The organism is Amycolatopsis sp. cg9, assembly GCF_041346945.1.
Taxonomy (GTDB): Bacteria; Actinomycetota; Actinomycetes; order Mycobacteriales; family Pseudonocardiaceae; genus Amycolatopsis.
The window spans coordinates 268,844-283,580 of sequence record NZ_CP166850.1 but is presented as its reverse complement, the minus strand read 5'-3'; the positions used below and the strand labels follow the sequence as shown (position 1 = coordinate 283,580).

Genomic DNA, 14,737 nt, shown 5'->3' with positions numbered 1-14,737 from the left:
GTGGCAGGCATGGCGGTCATGTACTGCAGTCGCGGCAGCTGCCGTCGTTGCTACACCCGCTGAGCCGGCCTGAACCGGGCTTCACCAAGATGGCCTCACCCGAGCTGGGATATACCGCCAACCGTCACACATTGCTACCAGGGCGGCGACTCCGGCCACCCGGTGATGACGAGGGTGCGGACCGGGATGCCGCCGTCCGGCTCACTCGAAGAACTTGAGGCTGAACCCCGTGTCGGTGGTCGCTCCCGGGACGTTCGCCCGGCGGTACGTCGTCGACCCCCACCAGCAGAACGATCCCGTGTACCAGTACCTGTTGGCCCACGAATACGGTGTGCCCTTCGCGACCGCGTGGAACATCAGCGGGAACTTCGGGCCGGCGGGCGGGCTGGTCGCGATGTCGCCGTTCAGCAGGACGAAGGTGTTGTGGCCGGGGCCGTTGACGGACAGCGTCGGGTCCCAGCCGGTCATCATCGTGGTGCGGTTCGAGCCGAACAGGCAGCCGTTGGACTTGTACCAGTCCCACACGTAGGTCGGGTCGCCGCCGGTGCGGAGGCGCAGTTCGGCGAGGCAGTACTGGTCGCTCCAGCTGCCGTTGGCCGAATAGACGATGTGGAGCCGGCCGTCGGGGTCCTTGATCGCTTCGGGTGCTTCGTTGATGTACGGGTTCCCGACGACCCGCTCCCAGCTTTCGCGCGGCTGGGAAATGACGTACCGCGCGCCGGTCGGGGTGGTCGGGGTGCTCATGCGGGCGAGGTACAGGTTCTGCTCGACGTTCGTGTCGCCGGCCCAGCCCGACCAGACGAACCAGCGCTGGCCGCCGAAGGTGAACAGCGTGCCGTCGATGGCCCACTTGCCGTCGGGCAGCGCGAGCTGGGTCTCCGCCGTGTAGCCGCTGTCGGCCGCGGTGGAGCTGATCACGTACATCCGGTGCGCCGCACCGGTTCCGGCCGTGAAGTAGACGTAGAACCGGCCGCCGTCGGTGACGATCTCCGGGGCCCAGACCTCGCCGAGGCCGCGGCTGTCCGACCAGATCCGCCGGGCGGCCGCCGTCGCCAGGCCGTCGGGGGACGCGGCCTGCCGCACCACGATCCCGCCGCCGGACGACTGGACGGCGACGTAGGTGGACCCGACCCGGAGCACGCTGGGATCGGCCGCGCGCAAGGCGGTCTGCCCGGCGTGCGCGGCGGGCGCGGTGACGAGCATCGAGGCGAAGAGGGCGGAAACAACGGCGAAACAGCGGAACCGGGCGAACACCATGGCCACATCCCTCGGGCGATCCGGCAGCTGGAACCGACAGCAGGATCACCCGCGGGCGGGCGCGTCCGGTAGAGCTTGCTCGATCAAGTCCGGCCGAGATTGGTCTGAACCGGTGAGTCGGCAGTAGCCGGACGCGGTGGCGGAAAGCGTTTCCGCGACGCCCCCGGGCGCCGCGGCCGGCCCGGCCGCCGGTAGCACCGGAAGGGTGCGGGGAATTCCGCCGCCACCCGCCCGGCCGCGAGCTGCGATCATGCGTCCGGACGACCCCGGAGGACCCCCGATGACCGCACCCGCCCGCGACGCACTGGTGGCCGTGGCCACGCTCCTGGCCCCGGACACCCCCGAGGTGCCCGCCCGCGCGGCGGGCGCCCTCGACGACCCCGGCGCCTACTTGCGGGAGCACGCCGGCCGCCTCGACGACCGCGGCATCGACGAACCCTTCGCCGGGCTCCCGTGGATCGCGCTGGTGGACGCCCTCGCCGACCACGGCCTGCTCGCCGAGGTCGACTGGAAGGAAGACCCCGGCGAGATCACCGCCCGGCTGCGGGCGTTGCGCTCCGCGCCGCGGGCGGACGAGCTGTGGCCGGCACTGGCGGCGAGCGAGCTGCCGACGTACGACTTCCTCGAGGCGGCGGGCAGCCGGCTGCGCGGGACCGGAACGGCGCTCGCCGTCCTGGACATCGAGTCGGACTGCTACCCGCTCGTGCTCCTGCCGGCCGTCCACGCGCAGCCGCTGGTGGCCGCCGCCGCGGCGGCGGGGTTCACGGCCGAGGTGTTCGGCCCGCCAGCCGGATGACGGCGGACGCCCGGCCGACCGTCGCGCCGGCCGAGGTGGCGACCACGTTCACGCGCACGGTGTCGTCGTCGTGCTTCTCGCGGACCTTGCCCGACAGGGTGACCGCCGCGCCGCCGTCGTCGTCCGGCACGACGACGGGACGGAGGAAGCGGGTGGTGAACTCGACGATCGCGCCCGGGTCACCCGCCCAGTCGGTGAGCACGCTGCCGGTCAGCGCCATCGTCAGCATGCCGTGCGCGATCACGCCGGGGAGGCCGGCCTCGGTGGCCGCCCGGTCGTTCCAGTGGATCGGGTTGAAGTCGCCCGAGGCGCCGGCGTAGCGCACGAGGTCGGCGCGCCGCACCCGCACCTCGCGATCGGGCAGCGCGTCGCCGACCGACACCGATTCGTGGGTCCTGGGGTTCACGCCGCGTCCTCCGCTCGGTCGTCTTCGAGCCGGAACACCAGCAGCGCGGTGGCCGTCAGCACCGGCTCGCCCTCGGTGGTGGCGACGTCGTAGCGCACGGACAGGAGTTCGACGCCGCGGCGGGCGGTGATGTCGGTGATCGACGCGGTGGCGGTCACCCGGTCGCCGGCGACCAGCGGCCGCCGGTAGGTGAAGGACTGGTCCCCGTGGACCATCCGGGTGCGGTCGAGGCCGAGCCCGGGATCGGCGGCGAGGGCTTCGAACGCGCTCTGCAGGAAGATGGCCGGGAACGTCGGCGGTGCGACGACGTCCGCGGCCGGGTCGCGGTAAGCGGGATCGGGATCGCCGATCGCGTCGGCGAACTCGCGGATCTTTTCCCGGCTGATCGAAAAATGGTGCGCGGGCGCGTAGCTGCGCCCGATCGCGGTGGGGTTCAGCGCCATGACGGCAGCGTAGTGGCGCGCCGGGTGGTCGACGAAGAAATCGCCGCTGGTCAGTGGCCCGCGCACTGGTGCAAGTTAAGAACACATGCCGTCGAGGTGCTCCTTTCAGGGCCGGGGTCGCGCAGAGCAAGCTCGAAGTTGGCGGGTCGATGGGCCTGTGCCACGTTGGGTTCTGGGTGCGGAACCCAAATCCGGAGATTCACCAAGGCGGGGGGCCTGATGTCGAGATCCGTGCTGGTAACCGGCGGAAACCGGGGAATCGGCCTCGCCATCGCCAGAGAAATGGCCGCCGCCGGTGACTCCGTCGCAGTCACCTACCGTTCCGGAAAGCCTCCGGAGGGTGTTTTCGGTGTCGAATGCGATGTCACCAGCAAAACGCAGGTTGAGAACGCGTTCCGGGTGATCGAAAAGGAACAGGGTCCGGTGGAGGTCCTGATCTCCAACGCTGGAATCACCCGCGACAAGCTGGTTCCGCTGATGAAAGAGGAAGATTTCCTCGCGGTGCTCGACACCAATTTGACCGCCGCTTTCCGCGTGAGCAAGCAGGCACTCCGCGGCATGACCCGCAAGCGGGCGGGCCGGATCGTCTTCGTCTCCTCGGTGGTGGCCTTCACCGGCCAGCCGGGGCAGGCCAACTACGGTGCGTCGAAGGCCGGCCTGGTCGGCCTGGCCCGGACGCTCGCCCGCGAGTTCGCGCGGTGGAACATCACGGTGAACGTGGTCGCCCCCGGTCTCGTCGAGACGGACATGACCGCCGCGTTGAGCGACGCGGTCCGGGCGGAATCCCTGGCGAAGATCCCGCTGGCGCGGACCGCGGCTCCGGAAGAGGTGGCCAAGCTCGTCCGGTTCCTCGCGAGCCCGGACGCCGGCTACGTCACCGGTGCGGTCGTCCCCGTCGACGGCGGCCTCAGCATGGGCCTTTAGGGAGTCACCATGGGAATTCTCGAGGGAAAGCGGATCCTGGTCACCGGCGTTCTCACGAACGCCTCGATCGCCTTCCACGTGGCGAAGATCGCGCAGCAGGAGGGCGCGCAGGTCGTGCTGACCGCGTACCCCAGGGCGGCGCTGACCGAACGCATCGCCAAGCGGCTGCCGTCCGGCCGGGACAACCCGCCGCCGGTCGTCGAGCTCGACGTCACCGACCCCGAGCAGCTGCGGGCCCTCGAGGGCAAGCTCCGCGAGCACGTGGACGGCCTGGACGGCGTCGTGCACGCGATCGGGGCCGCCCCGGCGACGGCGCTGGGCGGCAACTTCCTCAAGACGCCGTGGGAAGACGTCGCGACCGCGGTGCACACGTCGACGTACTCGCTGATGTCGCTGACCACGGCCTGCCTGCCGCTGCTGGAAACGGGCGGCTCGGTGGTGGGACTGGACTTCGACGCCACGCAGGCCTGGCCGGTCTACGACTGGATGGGCGTGGCGAAGGCGGGGCTCGAGTCGTGCGCCCGGTACCTGTGCCGGTACCTGGGCCCGAACGGCATCCGCGTCAACCTGGTGGCGGCCGGGCCGCTCGAGACGGTCGCGGCCACCGGCATCCCGGGGTTCCACGACGTCGCCGCGTCGTGGACGAAGCAGGCCCCGCTGGGCTGGGACATCGGGGACCCGGTGCCCGCGGCGCGGGCGTGCGTGGCACTGCTGTCCGACTGGTTCCCGGGCACCACCGGGGAAATCGTGCACGTGGACGGCGGTGTGCACGCCGTGGGTGGCGTGCACTGAGCCGGGCCGGGACCGAAGGAGAGGGACGGTATGTCCACCACAGAAGAGATCGCGGCGTTCGTCAAATCCGTGCTCGAGGGGTTTCTCGACGAGGACATCGAAGGCGCCGTCGGCTGGGACACGCCGATCGGCGAAGGCGGGCTGGGGGTCGAGTCGATCGGCCTCCTCGAAATCGTGGTGCACCTGGAACGGGAGTACGACGTCAGCCTTTCCGACGAGCTGATCGAGCGGATGGTCACGGCCACGTTCGGCGGGCTGGTCGACGAGGTGCACGCGCTCGTCCAAGACACCCAGGAAAGCGAAAGGCGCGTGGCCTGATGGTGACCACGGGGGATATCAGGAAGATCTTGGTCGACGGCCGGACGCTGGCCGGCGTCGATGAGCTGGCGGACGACACCGAACTGGTCGTCGATTCCTTTTCGCTGGCCTGGCTCCAGCACAGCCTGCGTGCCGAGCACGGGATCGAGCTGGACCTGCGCGAGGTCCGCGCGGAGTACTTCTCCTCGCTGACGCGGATCCGGGACTACGTCAACGACCTGGCCGCCGCGCGCGGGCAGAGCTGAGGACGCCGCCATGGTCGCCGACAGCGACGTCGTCATCACCGGGTACGGGGTGTTCACCGCCTTCGGGTTCGGCGAGCAGGCCCTGCTCGACGGGGTTTTCCAGGGCAGGCACGGGTTCGGGCCGGTGCGCCGGTTCGACACCGGGCGGTTCCGGTGCGACACCGCCGCCACCTACACGGGCGCGGGTCCCGGCTATCCGGGCATGCACGCGGAATCCTTCTCGCCGCCGCGGCAGCGCGACGTCCTCGTCGCCTGCTCGTCGGCAGCGATCGCCATGTCCGGGCTCGAACCCGCGAAGATCGGCGGTGCGATCGTCGGGAGCCAGGGGGACTACACCCCCATCACGGCGTTCTGGCGGTCCGGCACCGAGCCCGAAGAGCCGGTCGCGGACAGCCTGCCGAGCCACCTTTCGCACGCGCTGGCCGATCGGCTCGGCCTCGGGCCCTACCGGTCGACGTTCGTCAACGCGTGCGTCGCTTCGGCAGACGCAGTCATCCACGCCGCCCGGCTGATCCGGGCGGGCCGGGTCGACGCGTTGCTGTGCGCGGGCGCGTACCTGGTCGAGGAGGAGCTGTTCGCGAAGTTCGACTCGGCGCGGGCGTTCGCCAAGGACGGGATCGTCCGGCCCTTCGCCAAGGACCGCACCGGGCTGCTGCTGGGCGACGGCGTCGCCGGCCTCGTCCTCGAATCGGGCCGCAGCGCGCGGGCCCGCGGGGCCGAGGTGCTGGCGCGGGTCGCGGGGTGGGGCATCACGTCGGACGCGTTCCACGTCAGCCGCCCGCACCCGCAGGGGCGGGGGACCGCCGACGCCTTCCGGGCGGCCCTGCGCACGGCGAAGCTCGACGCCGACCGGATCGACTACGTCAACGTCCACGGCACCGGGACGGCGTCGAACGACACCGCCGAGACCGCCGCGCTCCACGACGTGCTGGGTGCCCGGGCGCCCAAGGTGGCCGTGAGCTCGACCAAGAGCACGACCGGGCACCCGCTCGAAGGGGCCGGGGCGGTCGAAGCCGTCATCACGCTGCTCGCCCTGCGGCACGGCACGGTCCCGCCGACGGCGAACTTCACCACGCCGGATCCGGCGTGCGACCTCGACTACGTGACCGACGTTCCGCGTGAGGTGGGGATGGACTACGCCGTGAGCCTGAACTCCGCGTTCGGCGGGGTCAACACCGCGATCGTGCTGGAGCGGCGATGAGCGCGCCGACGGTGGAGACCACCGCGCACCGGCTCGTCGCCGAAGCGTTCCTCGCGCCGGCGGGCGCCGGCCCGGACGGGGCGCCGGGCGAACCGGTGAAGCTGCCCAAGGTGCCGGGGTTCGTGGAGTCGAGCTTCAGCCCGCTGGTGCGGGCCGTGGTCGCGCGGTGCCTGGCCGGGGTCACCGGCGGCGAGCCGCTCGGTACCGAGGGCGCCCGGACCGCGCTCGTGCTCGCCACGACCTTCGGGGACGCGGCGACCGCCGACCTGGGCAGCAAGCTGCTGGCGGCCGGCCAGGTCGCGAACCCGCTGCTCTTCTACCAATCGGTGCCCACCACGATCCTCGGGGTCGTCGCACGCGACTTCGGGATCACCGGGCCGACGATGTGCTTCTCCGCCCGGCACGACCTGCGCGGCGAGGCCCTGGACCTGGTGGACCTGCTGCTGGCCGACGGCGAAGTCGACCAGGTGCTGCTGGTGGCCGCCGACCTCGGCGCCGACGTGCGGGCCCGGCGGGTCGCCGGGGAGCTGGCGCCGCTGCCGCTGGCCGAGTCCGACACGGCCGTCGCCTTCCTGTTCCGCCGGGCGGATCCGGCGGCCGAGACGACGCATTCCGTCGTCGACGGTACGCAGCGGCCGGAGTTCGGCGCGCTGGCCGGGCTGGTCGAGCTGTACGCGGCCGCGGTGGACCACCGCAACGCCGCGGGGGACCGGATCCTGACCGTCCCGCTGGCGACCGCGTGGGGCCCTCGCCGGCTGGATGTACTGCTGGGCGACGAAACCGGGGGAGTCGAGGAACCATGACGGGGGACAACCGGAAACCGGCCAGGCTCGACGGCCTGCTCGCCGCGGCCGCGAAAGCGCATCCGGCGCGGCCGGCTTTGGCCGACGGCGATCGCACGTGGACCTACGCGGAGCTCGACGCGGCCGTCGGGGAACTGGCGCGGCGCATCGAAGGGGCGGGAGTGCGCCCGGGCGACCGGATCGGCGTCTTCGCAGCCAAGTCGGCCGAGGCGGTCCTCGGCATCCACGCCGGCCTGCGGGCGGGCGCCGTGGTGGCCCCGCTCGACGTCCGCGGCCCGGTCGCCCGGACCCGCCGGATGCGGGAGCAGGCCGGGTTCTCGCTGCTGCTCACCACGCCGTCGGCGCTCGGCGCCGCCCGGGCGGTGGCCGGGGCGGGCGAGGACCACGAGCCGGGCGAACTCGGCCACGGCCTCGGCTGGCTGCGGTGCGAACCCGCCCCGCCGGCCGGGAACTCCATCGGAGGCGGGTACGTCCTGTTCACGTCGGGCAGCACCGGCTGGCCCAAGGGCGTCCTGCTCTCGCACGAAAACGTCGCCCACTTCGCGACGTGGGCGGCCGAAGAGGTCGGCCTGGTGCCCACGGACCGCGTGGGCTCGCAGGCGGCGCTGACGTTCGACCTGTCCACCTTCGACCTGTTCAGCACCGCCGCCGCGGGTGCCTGCGTGGTCCTGATGCCCGAGCGCATCAAGGCCTTCCCCCGCGACGTGGCCGGCTGGCTCACCGACAACGCGGTGACCGTGCTGTACGCCGTGCCGTCCCTGTACCAGGAGCTGCTCGAGCGAGGCGGCGTCCGCGACGGCCTCCCGCCTTCGCTGCGCGCCCTGCTCTACGCGGGCGAGCCCTTCTCGCCGCACGCGCTGGAGCAGTACCTCAAGCTCTTGGACGGCAAGCCCGCCTACAACCTCTACGGCCCGACCGAGACCAACGTCTGCACGTTCACCCGGGTGCCACCGGACTGGACCGCGGCGCGGGAGCTCACCGTGGGCGGTGCCGTCCCGGGCGACGTCGTGGACGTGTTCGACGAGTCCGGCCGGCCCACCGACGGCGACGGCGAGATCTGCGTGGCCGGCGCGACCGTGTTCCAGGGCTACCTGGAGGCGGGCGAGCTGCGCGACCCGAGCCGGCGGCTGCGGTTCCGCGACGGGGTCGTGCGCCGGGCGTACGCCACCGGCGACCTCGGCACCCGCACCCCCGACGGCCGGATCCGGCTGCGCGGCCGGCGCGACGTCCAGGTCAAGCGGCGCGGGTACCGCATCGACCTCGGCGAGCTCGAGAGCGTCGCCGCCGAGCTGCCCGGCATCGGCGCGGTCGCGGCCGTGCAGAAGCCCGGCGGCGAGATCTGGGTGTACGCCGCCGGTTCCGCCGCGGACTCCGACGTCCTGCGCCACCTGGGCGGGCACTTGCCGGCCTACATGCTTCCCGACCGGGTCGTCCGGCTGGCCGCGTTGCCGGTCAACGACCGCGGAAAGACCGACCGGCTGGCGCTCGCCGCGGCGCCGCCGCCCGAACTCCCCACCGGGGACGAGACGAGGGGATCACGATGAGCCTTCCCGAAGACTTCGAAGACATTCTCGACGCGGCCCACGAGATCGGGCCCAAGCTCGCCGCGCTCGCCCCGGACGTCGACGCGCGGACCGGTGACATCCGGGAAACCTACGACATCCTGCGCGAGGCCGGGTTCCTGAAGCTGGTGGTGCCGAAGCGGTACGGCGGAGCCGGGCTCGGGTTCGAGCACTACTGGCAGGTCCTGGCCGCCCTCGCCGCCTACAACGGGCCCGCGGCGCTGGGCCTCAACATGCACAACGCCGTCATCGGGAGCATGTGCGACGCCGCGGACGCCCCGCTGCCGCCGATGGCCGAGAACTTCCGCACCTGGTTCTTCGACGAGATCGTCACCGGCGGCAAGATGTTCGCCTCCGCCTCCTCGGAGGTGGGCAGCGGCGCGAAGCTGATGGGCCTGCGCACCACCTACCGGCCCACGGAGGACGGCAGCGGGTACGTCATCAGCGGCAAGAAGGCGTTCGTTTCGCTGGCGCGCGTCGCCGACTACTACGCCGTGCCGGCCCGGCCCGAGGGGAGCACGGACCCGGGCAAGATCTCGCACTTCCTCGTGGCGCGCGAGGACGCCGGCGTCAAGTTCGGCGAGATCTACGAGATGAGCGCGATGTACGGCACGAGCACGGCGGGCATGTCGCTCGACGACGTCGTGGTGCCGGCCGGGCGCCTGTTCCTCGGCATCGAGGGGATGTCGCTGCCGAAGATCATCCGCGAGCCGCACTGGATGATCGCCGGCTACACCGGCGCTTACCTGGGCATCTGCGAGGCCATCGTGCGGTTCGTGGTGGACGCGATGGCCGCGGCGCCCGGCCGCGCGGACTCGGCGGTGGTCCAGCGCAACCTCGGCTGGATGTCCGCCCGCCTGGCCGCGGCCCGCGCGCTCGTGTTCGACGCGGGCCGGTCGATCGACGCGGACCGGGGCAGCATCGAGGCCAACGCCCGGGTGCACGCCGCGAAGTACGTCGTCGGCGAGCTGGGGCCGGACCTCATCCGCGAGGCCGTTTCGCTGTGCGGGTCCGCGGCCGTGAGCCGGGGGAAGGCCCTGGAGCGGCTGATCCGGGAGGTCCAGTACTGCGCCGTGATGCCCGCGAAACCGGACGAATGCCTGGAGTACGTGGGCAAGGCGGCCCTCGGGGTCAACCTCTACGAGGAAGGCGCGTTCTCATGGTGAAGCCCAGTTTCACGTTCAAGCCGCGGTTCTACGAGATCGACGGCCAGGGCGTCATGTTCAACATGTGGTACCTCGGCTACGTCGACGAGGCGATCGACGTCTTCTTCGTCGACCAGGGCCTGCCCTACGCCGAATGGCGAGACCTGGGTTTCGACGTGCACGTGGTGCACGCGGAGCTCGACTGGAGCGCCGGCGTGCGGGCCCGCGACTTCACCGAAATCCTGGTCAGCACGTCCCGGATCGGCGGGAAGAGCTTCACCCTGGACTTCGCCTTCCGGCGGAACGGGGAGATCGCCTGCACCGGGTGCATCGTCTACGCCGTGGTCTCCACCGAAGGGCACGGCACCATCCCGCTTCCCGGCCGCCTGGTCGAAGCGCTCGGCGAGGTCCAGTCCCTGCGGGGCTGACCCGCCCACCAACCACCACCCAGAAAGGCCGGGGGAAATGCCGGAGCTGACACTCGAAGACCACAGCCGGATCAAGAAGATCGTCTGCGGGGTGCTGGAGGTCGACCCCGATGCGCTGACCGACACCGACGGGTTCGAAGACCACGGGATCGACTCGGTGAAGGCCATCGAGATCATCACCATCCTCGAGGACGAGCTGGACATCACGATCGATCTGGCCGAGCTGGAGCGGATCACGAACCTCGAGCGCGTGTACGAGATCGTCGCCACGGCGCGATGACCGGGCCGGAACGCGTCGTCGTCACCGGGCGCGGCGTGGTCTCCAGCATCGGCACCGGGATCGGCGAGTTCACCGAGGGCCTGCGCTCGGGGCGCTGCGCGGTCGGGCCCGTCACCGCGTTCGACACGACGGGGTTCGACCACGCGAACGCCTGCGAGGTCACGGATTTCGTGCCCGAGCGCTGGATCACCGGGCCGGCCGGGCTGGGCCGGGCGAGCCAGTTCGCCGTCGCGGCCGCCCGGATGGCGGTGGCGGACGCCGGGCTGACCGACGCGGACCTGCGGGAGCGCCGTGGCCACATCGGCGTCGGCACGACCAACGGCGAAGGCCCGGACCTCGACCGGCTCAGCGCCCAGTCGGTCGAGGGCGGCCTCGCGGCGATGGACCCGGCGCTGGCCGGGCGGGTCGGCGCGGACCGGCTGGCCGCCGCCGTCGCCGGCGAGTTCGGGCTGTGGGACGTGGAGACGGCGGTGTTCACGACCGCCTGCGCGGCCGGCAACTACGCGATCGGGGCCGGGTTCGACGCGATCCGGGCCGGGGACGCGGACTTCGCGCTCGCCGGCGGCACGGACGCGGTCTGCCGGCAGTCCTTCGCGTCGTTCTACCGGCTCGGCATCATCGCGCCGGACCGCTGCCGCCCCTTCGACGCCGACCGCGCGGGCATCCTCAACGGCGAGGGCTCGGGGATGCTGCTGCTGGAGAGCCTGACCTCCGCCCGCGCCCGGGGCGCGCGCGTCTTCGCGGAGGTCCTCGGGTACGGGATGAACTGCGACGCCGAGCACCCGACGCAACCGGACTCCGCCGGCGTCGAGGCGTGCATCGAACTGGCGTTGCGCGACGCCGGCGTGCGCACCGGGGACGTGGACCTCATCTCCGCGCACGGCACCGGGACCAAGTCCAACGACGTCACCGAAGCCCAGGCGATCCGGGCCGTCTACGGCGGCCGGCCGCCCCGGACGGTCGGCTGGAAGTCCATGCTGGGGCACACGATGGGCGCGGCGGCCGCCCTCAGCGCGGTCGCCTGCACGGTGGTGCTCACCGAGGGCTTCATCCCGCCGACCGTCAACCACCGCCGGACGGACCCGGAGTGCGCGATCGACTGCGTGCCCAACCGGTCGGTGCCGGCCGACGTGCGCGTGGTGCAGAACAACAGCTTCGCGTTCAACGGGAACAACATGATCGTCGTACTGGCCCGACCCGAGGAGCGGCCGTGATCGTCACCGACTGGGCCGCGATCTCGCCGTTCGGGGTGTCCACAGCGGACTTCGCCACCGGCGTCCGGAGCGGTGCGCCGGCCGGCGACGGTCCCCGGACGGTCCCGGACTTCGACGCCCGCGAGCTCCTCGGCAAGCAGGCGTCCCTCAGCATGACGCGGTCCGCCGCCCTCGCCGCCGCGACGTGCGCGCGCCTGGCCGCCGAAGACGACGTCCCGGCGCGCACCGGGCTGGTGCTGGCCACGACCACGGGCAGCGTGCAGAGCATCCTCGACGTCACCCGCGTTTCGCTGACCGGCAAGAAGCCGTACCGCATCCCGCCGTCGACCATCCTCGGCGCGGCCATCAACAGCGCCGCGGGGCAGACCGCGATCCGGCACGCGCTGAAGGGGCCCAACACGACGCTGGCGGCGGGGCGGCCCTCGGGCCTGGTCGCCCTCGGCTACGCCCGCCGCCTGCTCGACGCGGGCCGGGCGGACACCGTCATCGCCGGCGGCGTCGAGGAGGATTCCGAGGCCAGGTCCCGGATCGACCGGCTGTGCGGCGGGAAGGCGCCGCTGGTCGAGGGGTGCGCGATGCTCCGGCTGGCGCGGACGGGCCCCGGTCTCGCCGAGGTCGTCGCCGTCGCGTCGCTCGTGGCCGCGGACGGCGACTCCGCCACGGCCGTACGCCGCGCGGTGGGGCGGGTGCTCGCACCCGGCACCCCGGTGTGGGCCGCCCTCACCTCCGGCACGACCGGCGACCCGGAGTTCACGGTCGTCGCCGACCTGTGCCGCCCGGACGTCATGCTGCCCGCGGTGACCGAAACCCTCGGCGAGTCGCACGCCGTGTCCGCGACCTTCCAGCTGGCGGCCGTGCTGAGCCACGCCGCGGCCGACCCCGCCGCCGGCCGGCTCGCCTTGGTGACTTCGGTGGATCCCGGCGGCGCGGTGGCGGCCGCGCTCCTGCGCCTGGGGGCGGGCCGATGACCGTGGTGCTGGTGCACGGCCTCGAAGGCAGCCGGCAGGACTGGACGGCGGTCTCGGAGCTCCTCGCGCCGCACTTCCGGCTGGTCGCGCCGGAGCTGCCGTGGCACGCGGGCAACGACTACACCTGGCGAGCCGGTGGTACGCCGGGCCAATGGCTGGAGCGGGCGCTCTCGGCCGTCCCGGGCCCGATCAGCGCCGTCGTCGGCCACTCGTTCGGGGCGAACGCCACGCTGGAGCTGCTGAGCACGGGCCGCGCGTTCGAGCGGGTCGCCCTGCTGGCCCCGCTCTACCAACCGGCCGGCCTCCCGGTCGACGACGCCCTGCGGCACGAGACGCGCGAGGCGCTCGCTTCGGCCGTCCGCACGGGGCTGCGGCTGAAGCTGCGGACCAGGTCCCTCCGGCCGGACCTGCTGGGGGACATGCAGCGCAAGCTGGTCGACCACGTGCTCCCGCGCGCGTTTCCGTCGTTTTTCGAGTACCTGTGCGCGACGCGCGAACTCGACCTGTCCGGTGTGGACACCCGGACGCTGGTCCTCGCCGGCACCACCGACGTCTCCCTGCCCCCGGCCGGCGCCCGCGCCCTCGGCGAGGCGATGCCCGCGGCCCGGATCCGCCTGCGCGCGCACTACACGCACTTCTGCCACCAGGAGCAGGCCACGGAGGTCGCCGCGGAGCTGGCCGAGTTCCTCCGCGTCCCGGTGGGTCGCGAGTGACAAGCCGGCGGTGCCAGGGTCCGTGTCCGGTTCCGAGCGCCCCAATGTGGCGTTGGGTGCGTCCAACGCACCGAACGCCACATTGGGTGCGTCCAACGCACCGAACGCCACATTGGGTGCGTCTGACGCACCGAACGCCACATTGGGGGAGTCAGGCCGCGTGGCGCAGCCGGCCCGGCTGGTGCAGTGCCTCGCCGATTTCGTGCAGCAGCCGCTCGACCATCGGCGCGGTGGCCGTGCGGCCCACGAGGCCGATCCGGAAGGCTTCCTGCTCCGGGTACGGCGTCAGCCCGCCGGCGACCATGATCCCGGCCGTGCGGGCGAGGTGGGCGCGGATGGCGTCCGCGCGGGGATCGCGCACGACCACGACCAGGTTGGCCGCGCACTCGTCGGCGGCCGACACCCGGAGGCCGAGCCGCCGGAGGCCGGCGCGGCATTCGGTGGCCAGCGCGGCGCGGCGGGAGATCCACGCGTCGGCGCCGGTTTCGCGGATCCGGTGCACGCTGGCGGCCAGCACGCGCACCAGGCTGGTCGGCATGGTCACCGGGGTCGGTTCCCACTCGGGGCTCTCCGCCGCGGCGGCGTCCCACGTGAGCAGGTCGAAGTACCAGCTCGGCGGCCGGCACGAGCGGCTGAGCACCCGTTCGCGGCCGCCGTCGGACAGAGCCACCACGCCGAGGCCCGCCGCGCCGCCGAGGCCCTTCTGCGAAGCGGTGACGAGCGCGTCGATCCCCATGCGGGCCATGTCGATCCGCTCGCCGCCCGCCGCCGCGATGGCGTCGACCAGGAGCACCGCGCCCGCGGCGTGGGCCACCGCGGCCAGCTCCGCCACCGGGTGGCGCACCGCCGTCGACGTCTCCACGTGCGTCACCAGGACGCCGTGGCAGTCGCGGACCAGGTCGGCGACCCACCGCGGGTTGACCGGCCGGCCCGGCTCGACCGCCGCGATCCGCACCTCGAGACCGTGGGCCCGGGCCATCGCCACCAGCCGGCGGCCGAAGTACCCGGATTCGACGACCACCACCCGCTGGCCCGGCTCGAACAGGTTGAACAGGGCCGCGTCGAGCGCGGCCGAGCCGGAACCGGGCAGCAGGTACGTGCGCCGCGCGCCGAGCAACGCTGTCAGGTCGTCGAGCACCTGCCGCAGCTGGGGGACCCACCCGGGGCCGTAGTGCGGCTGGACGGGCTCGCCGAGGACCAGCTCGTCGTCCGGGTCCGGGCGGCACGGGCCGGGGATCATCA

The 14,737-nt window shown here is 72.7% G+C and carries 18 protein-coding genes; 14 read left to right on the top strand and 4 right to left on the bottom strand.

The window, feature by feature from the left end:
- Nucleotides 1–201 precede the first annotated feature (201 nt).
- Complete coding sequence (locus AB5J73_RS01300) at nt 202–1,257, bottom strand: glycoside hydrolase family 43 protein (RefSeq protein ID WP_370967240.1); 1,056 nt, start codon at nt 1,255–1,257, stop codon at nt 202–204.
- A 280-nt stretch (nt 1,258–1,537) separates the two neighbouring features.
- On the opposite strand from AB5J73_RS01300, the gene AB5J73_RS01295 reads away from it, so the two are divergent.
- A complete protein-coding gene (locus AB5J73_RS01295; RefSeq protein WP_370967238.1) occupies nt 1,538–2,053 on the top strand; it encodes a DUF6630 family protein in 516 nt (171 codons plus the stop codon).
- Here the strand turns inward: AB5J73_RS01295 and AB5J73_RS01290 are convergent.
- Together AB5J73_RS01290 and AB5J73_RS01285 are read right to left on the bottom strand one after the other, a co-directional pair.
- Nucleotides 2,019–2,459, bottom strand: coding sequence for a MaoC family dehydratase (locus AB5J73_RS01290; protein WP_370967236.1), 441 nt, complete (start codon nt 2,457–2,459; stop codon nt 2,019–2,021). The genes AB5J73_RS01295 and AB5J73_RS01290 overlap by 35 nt on opposite strands.
- The gene (locus tag AB5J73_RS01285) at nt 2,456–2,968 is read right to left on the bottom strand and encodes a MaoC family dehydratase N-terminal domain-containing protein (RefSeq protein ID WP_370967234.1); all 513 of its coding nucleotides are present in this window, start codon (nt 2,966–2,968) and stop codon (nt 2,456–2,458) included. The genes AB5J73_RS01290 and AB5J73_RS01285 overlap by 4 nt, the downstream gene beginning before the upstream one ends.
- Before the next feature lie 153 nt (nt 2,969–3,121).
- Here AB5J73_RS01285 and fabG point away from each other — a divergent pair, with 153 nt between their 5' ends.
- Genes fabG through AB5J73_RS01220 form a run of 13 tightly spaced genes read left to right on the top strand, consistent with a single transcriptional unit; the run spans nt 3,122 to nt 13,495 of the window.
- Nucleotides 3,122–3,826 carry a 3-oxoacyl-ACP reductase FabG gene (gene fabG, locus AB5J73_RS01280; protein WP_370967232.1) on the top strand — a complete coding sequence of 235 codons (705 nt, stop codon included), beginning with the start codon at nt 3,122–3,124 and terminating at the stop codon, nt 3,824–3,826.
- Nucleotides 3,827–3,835: 9 nt separating this feature from the next.
- Nucleotides 3,836–4,618: an enoyl-ACP reductase FabI gene (fabI, locus tag AB5J73_RS01275; RefSeq protein ID WP_370967230.1), complete on the top strand. Its 783-nt coding sequence runs from the start codon at nt 3,836–3,838 to the stop codon at nt 4,616–4,618.
- Nucleotides 4,619–4,648: 30 nt separating this feature from the next.
- Complete coding sequence (locus AB5J73_RS01270) at nt 4,649–4,936, top strand: acyl carrier protein (RefSeq protein ID WP_370967228.1); 288 nt, start codon at nt 4,649–4,651, stop codon at nt 4,934–4,936.
- Between the two features lie 29 nt (nt 4,937–4,965).
- Complete coding sequence (locus tag AB5J73_RS01265; RefSeq protein WP_370967226.1) at nt 4,966–5,181, top strand: hypothetical protein; 216 nt, start codon at nt 4,966–4,968, stop codon at nt 5,179–5,181.
- A 10-nt stretch (nt 5,182–5,191) separates the two neighbouring features.
- A complete protein-coding gene (locus tag AB5J73_RS01260; RefSeq protein WP_370967224.1) occupies nt 5,192–6,382 on the top strand; it encodes a beta-ketoacyl synthase in 1,191 nt (396 codons plus the stop codon).
- Nucleotides 6,379–7,185 (top strand): ketosynthase, encoded by an 807-nt coding sequence (locus AB5J73_RS01255; RefSeq protein WP_370967222.1) that lies wholly within the window; start codon nt 6,379–6,381, stop codon nt 7,183–7,185. Before AB5J73_RS01260 ends, AB5J73_RS01255 begins: the two co-directional genes overlap by 4 nt.
- On the top strand, nt 7,182–8,729 hold the full coding sequence (locus AB5J73_RS01250) for an amino acid adenylation domain-containing protein (protein ID WP_370967220.1): 1,548 nt from the start codon (nt 7,182–7,184) through the stop codon (nt 8,727–8,729). Before AB5J73_RS01255 ends, AB5J73_RS01250 begins: the two co-directional genes overlap by 4 nt.
- Nucleotides 8,726–9,913, top strand: coding sequence for an acyl-CoA dehydrogenase family protein (locus AB5J73_RS01245; protein WP_370967218.1), 1,188 nt, complete (start codon nt 8,726–8,728; stop codon nt 9,911–9,913). The genes AB5J73_RS01250 and AB5J73_RS01245 overlap by 4 nt, the downstream gene beginning before the upstream one ends.
- Nucleotides 9,907–10,320 carry an acyl-CoA thioesterase gene (locus AB5J73_RS01240; protein ID WP_370967216.1) on the top strand — a complete coding sequence of 138 codons (414 nt, stop codon included), beginning with the start codon at nt 9,907–9,909 and terminating at the stop codon, nt 10,318–10,320. The genes AB5J73_RS01245 and AB5J73_RS01240 overlap by 7 nt, the downstream gene beginning before the upstream one ends.
- A gap of 37 nt (nt 10,321–10,357) precedes the next feature.
- Nucleotides 10,358–10,600, top strand: coding sequence for an acyl carrier protein (locus AB5J73_RS01235; RefSeq protein ID WP_370967214.1), 243 nt, complete (start codon nt 10,358–10,360; stop codon nt 10,598–10,600).
- A complete protein-coding gene (locus AB5J73_RS01230) occupies nt 10,597–11,814 on the top strand; it encodes a beta-ketoacyl synthase (RefSeq protein ID WP_370967212.1) in 1,218 nt (405 codons plus the stop codon). Before AB5J73_RS01235 ends, AB5J73_RS01230 begins: the two co-directional genes overlap by 4 nt.
- Nucleotides 11,811–12,782, top strand: coding sequence for a beta-ketoacyl synthase N-terminal-like domain-containing protein (locus AB5J73_RS01225; RefSeq protein WP_370967210.1), 972 nt, complete (start codon nt 11,811–11,813; stop codon nt 12,780–12,782). The genes AB5J73_RS01230 and AB5J73_RS01225 overlap by 4 nt, the downstream gene beginning before the upstream one ends.
- Nucleotides 12,779–13,495 carry an alpha/beta fold hydrolase gene (locus tag AB5J73_RS01220; RefSeq protein ID WP_370967208.1) on the top strand — a complete coding sequence of 239 codons (717 nt, stop codon included), beginning with the start codon at nt 12,779–12,781 and terminating at the stop codon, nt 13,493–13,495. The genes AB5J73_RS01225 and AB5J73_RS01220 overlap by 4 nt, the downstream gene beginning before the upstream one ends.
- 151 nt (nt 13,496–13,646) lie before the next feature.
- Here the strand turns inward: AB5J73_RS01220 and AB5J73_RS01215 are convergent, their stop codons facing one another.
- The gene (locus AB5J73_RS01215) at nt 13,647–14,735 is read right to left on the bottom strand and encodes an alanine--glyoxylate aminotransferase family protein (protein WP_370967206.1); all 1,089 of its coding nucleotides are present in this window, start codon (nt 14,733–14,735) and stop codon (nt 13,647–13,649) included.
- Nucleotides 14,736–14,737: the final 2 nt, after the last annotated feature.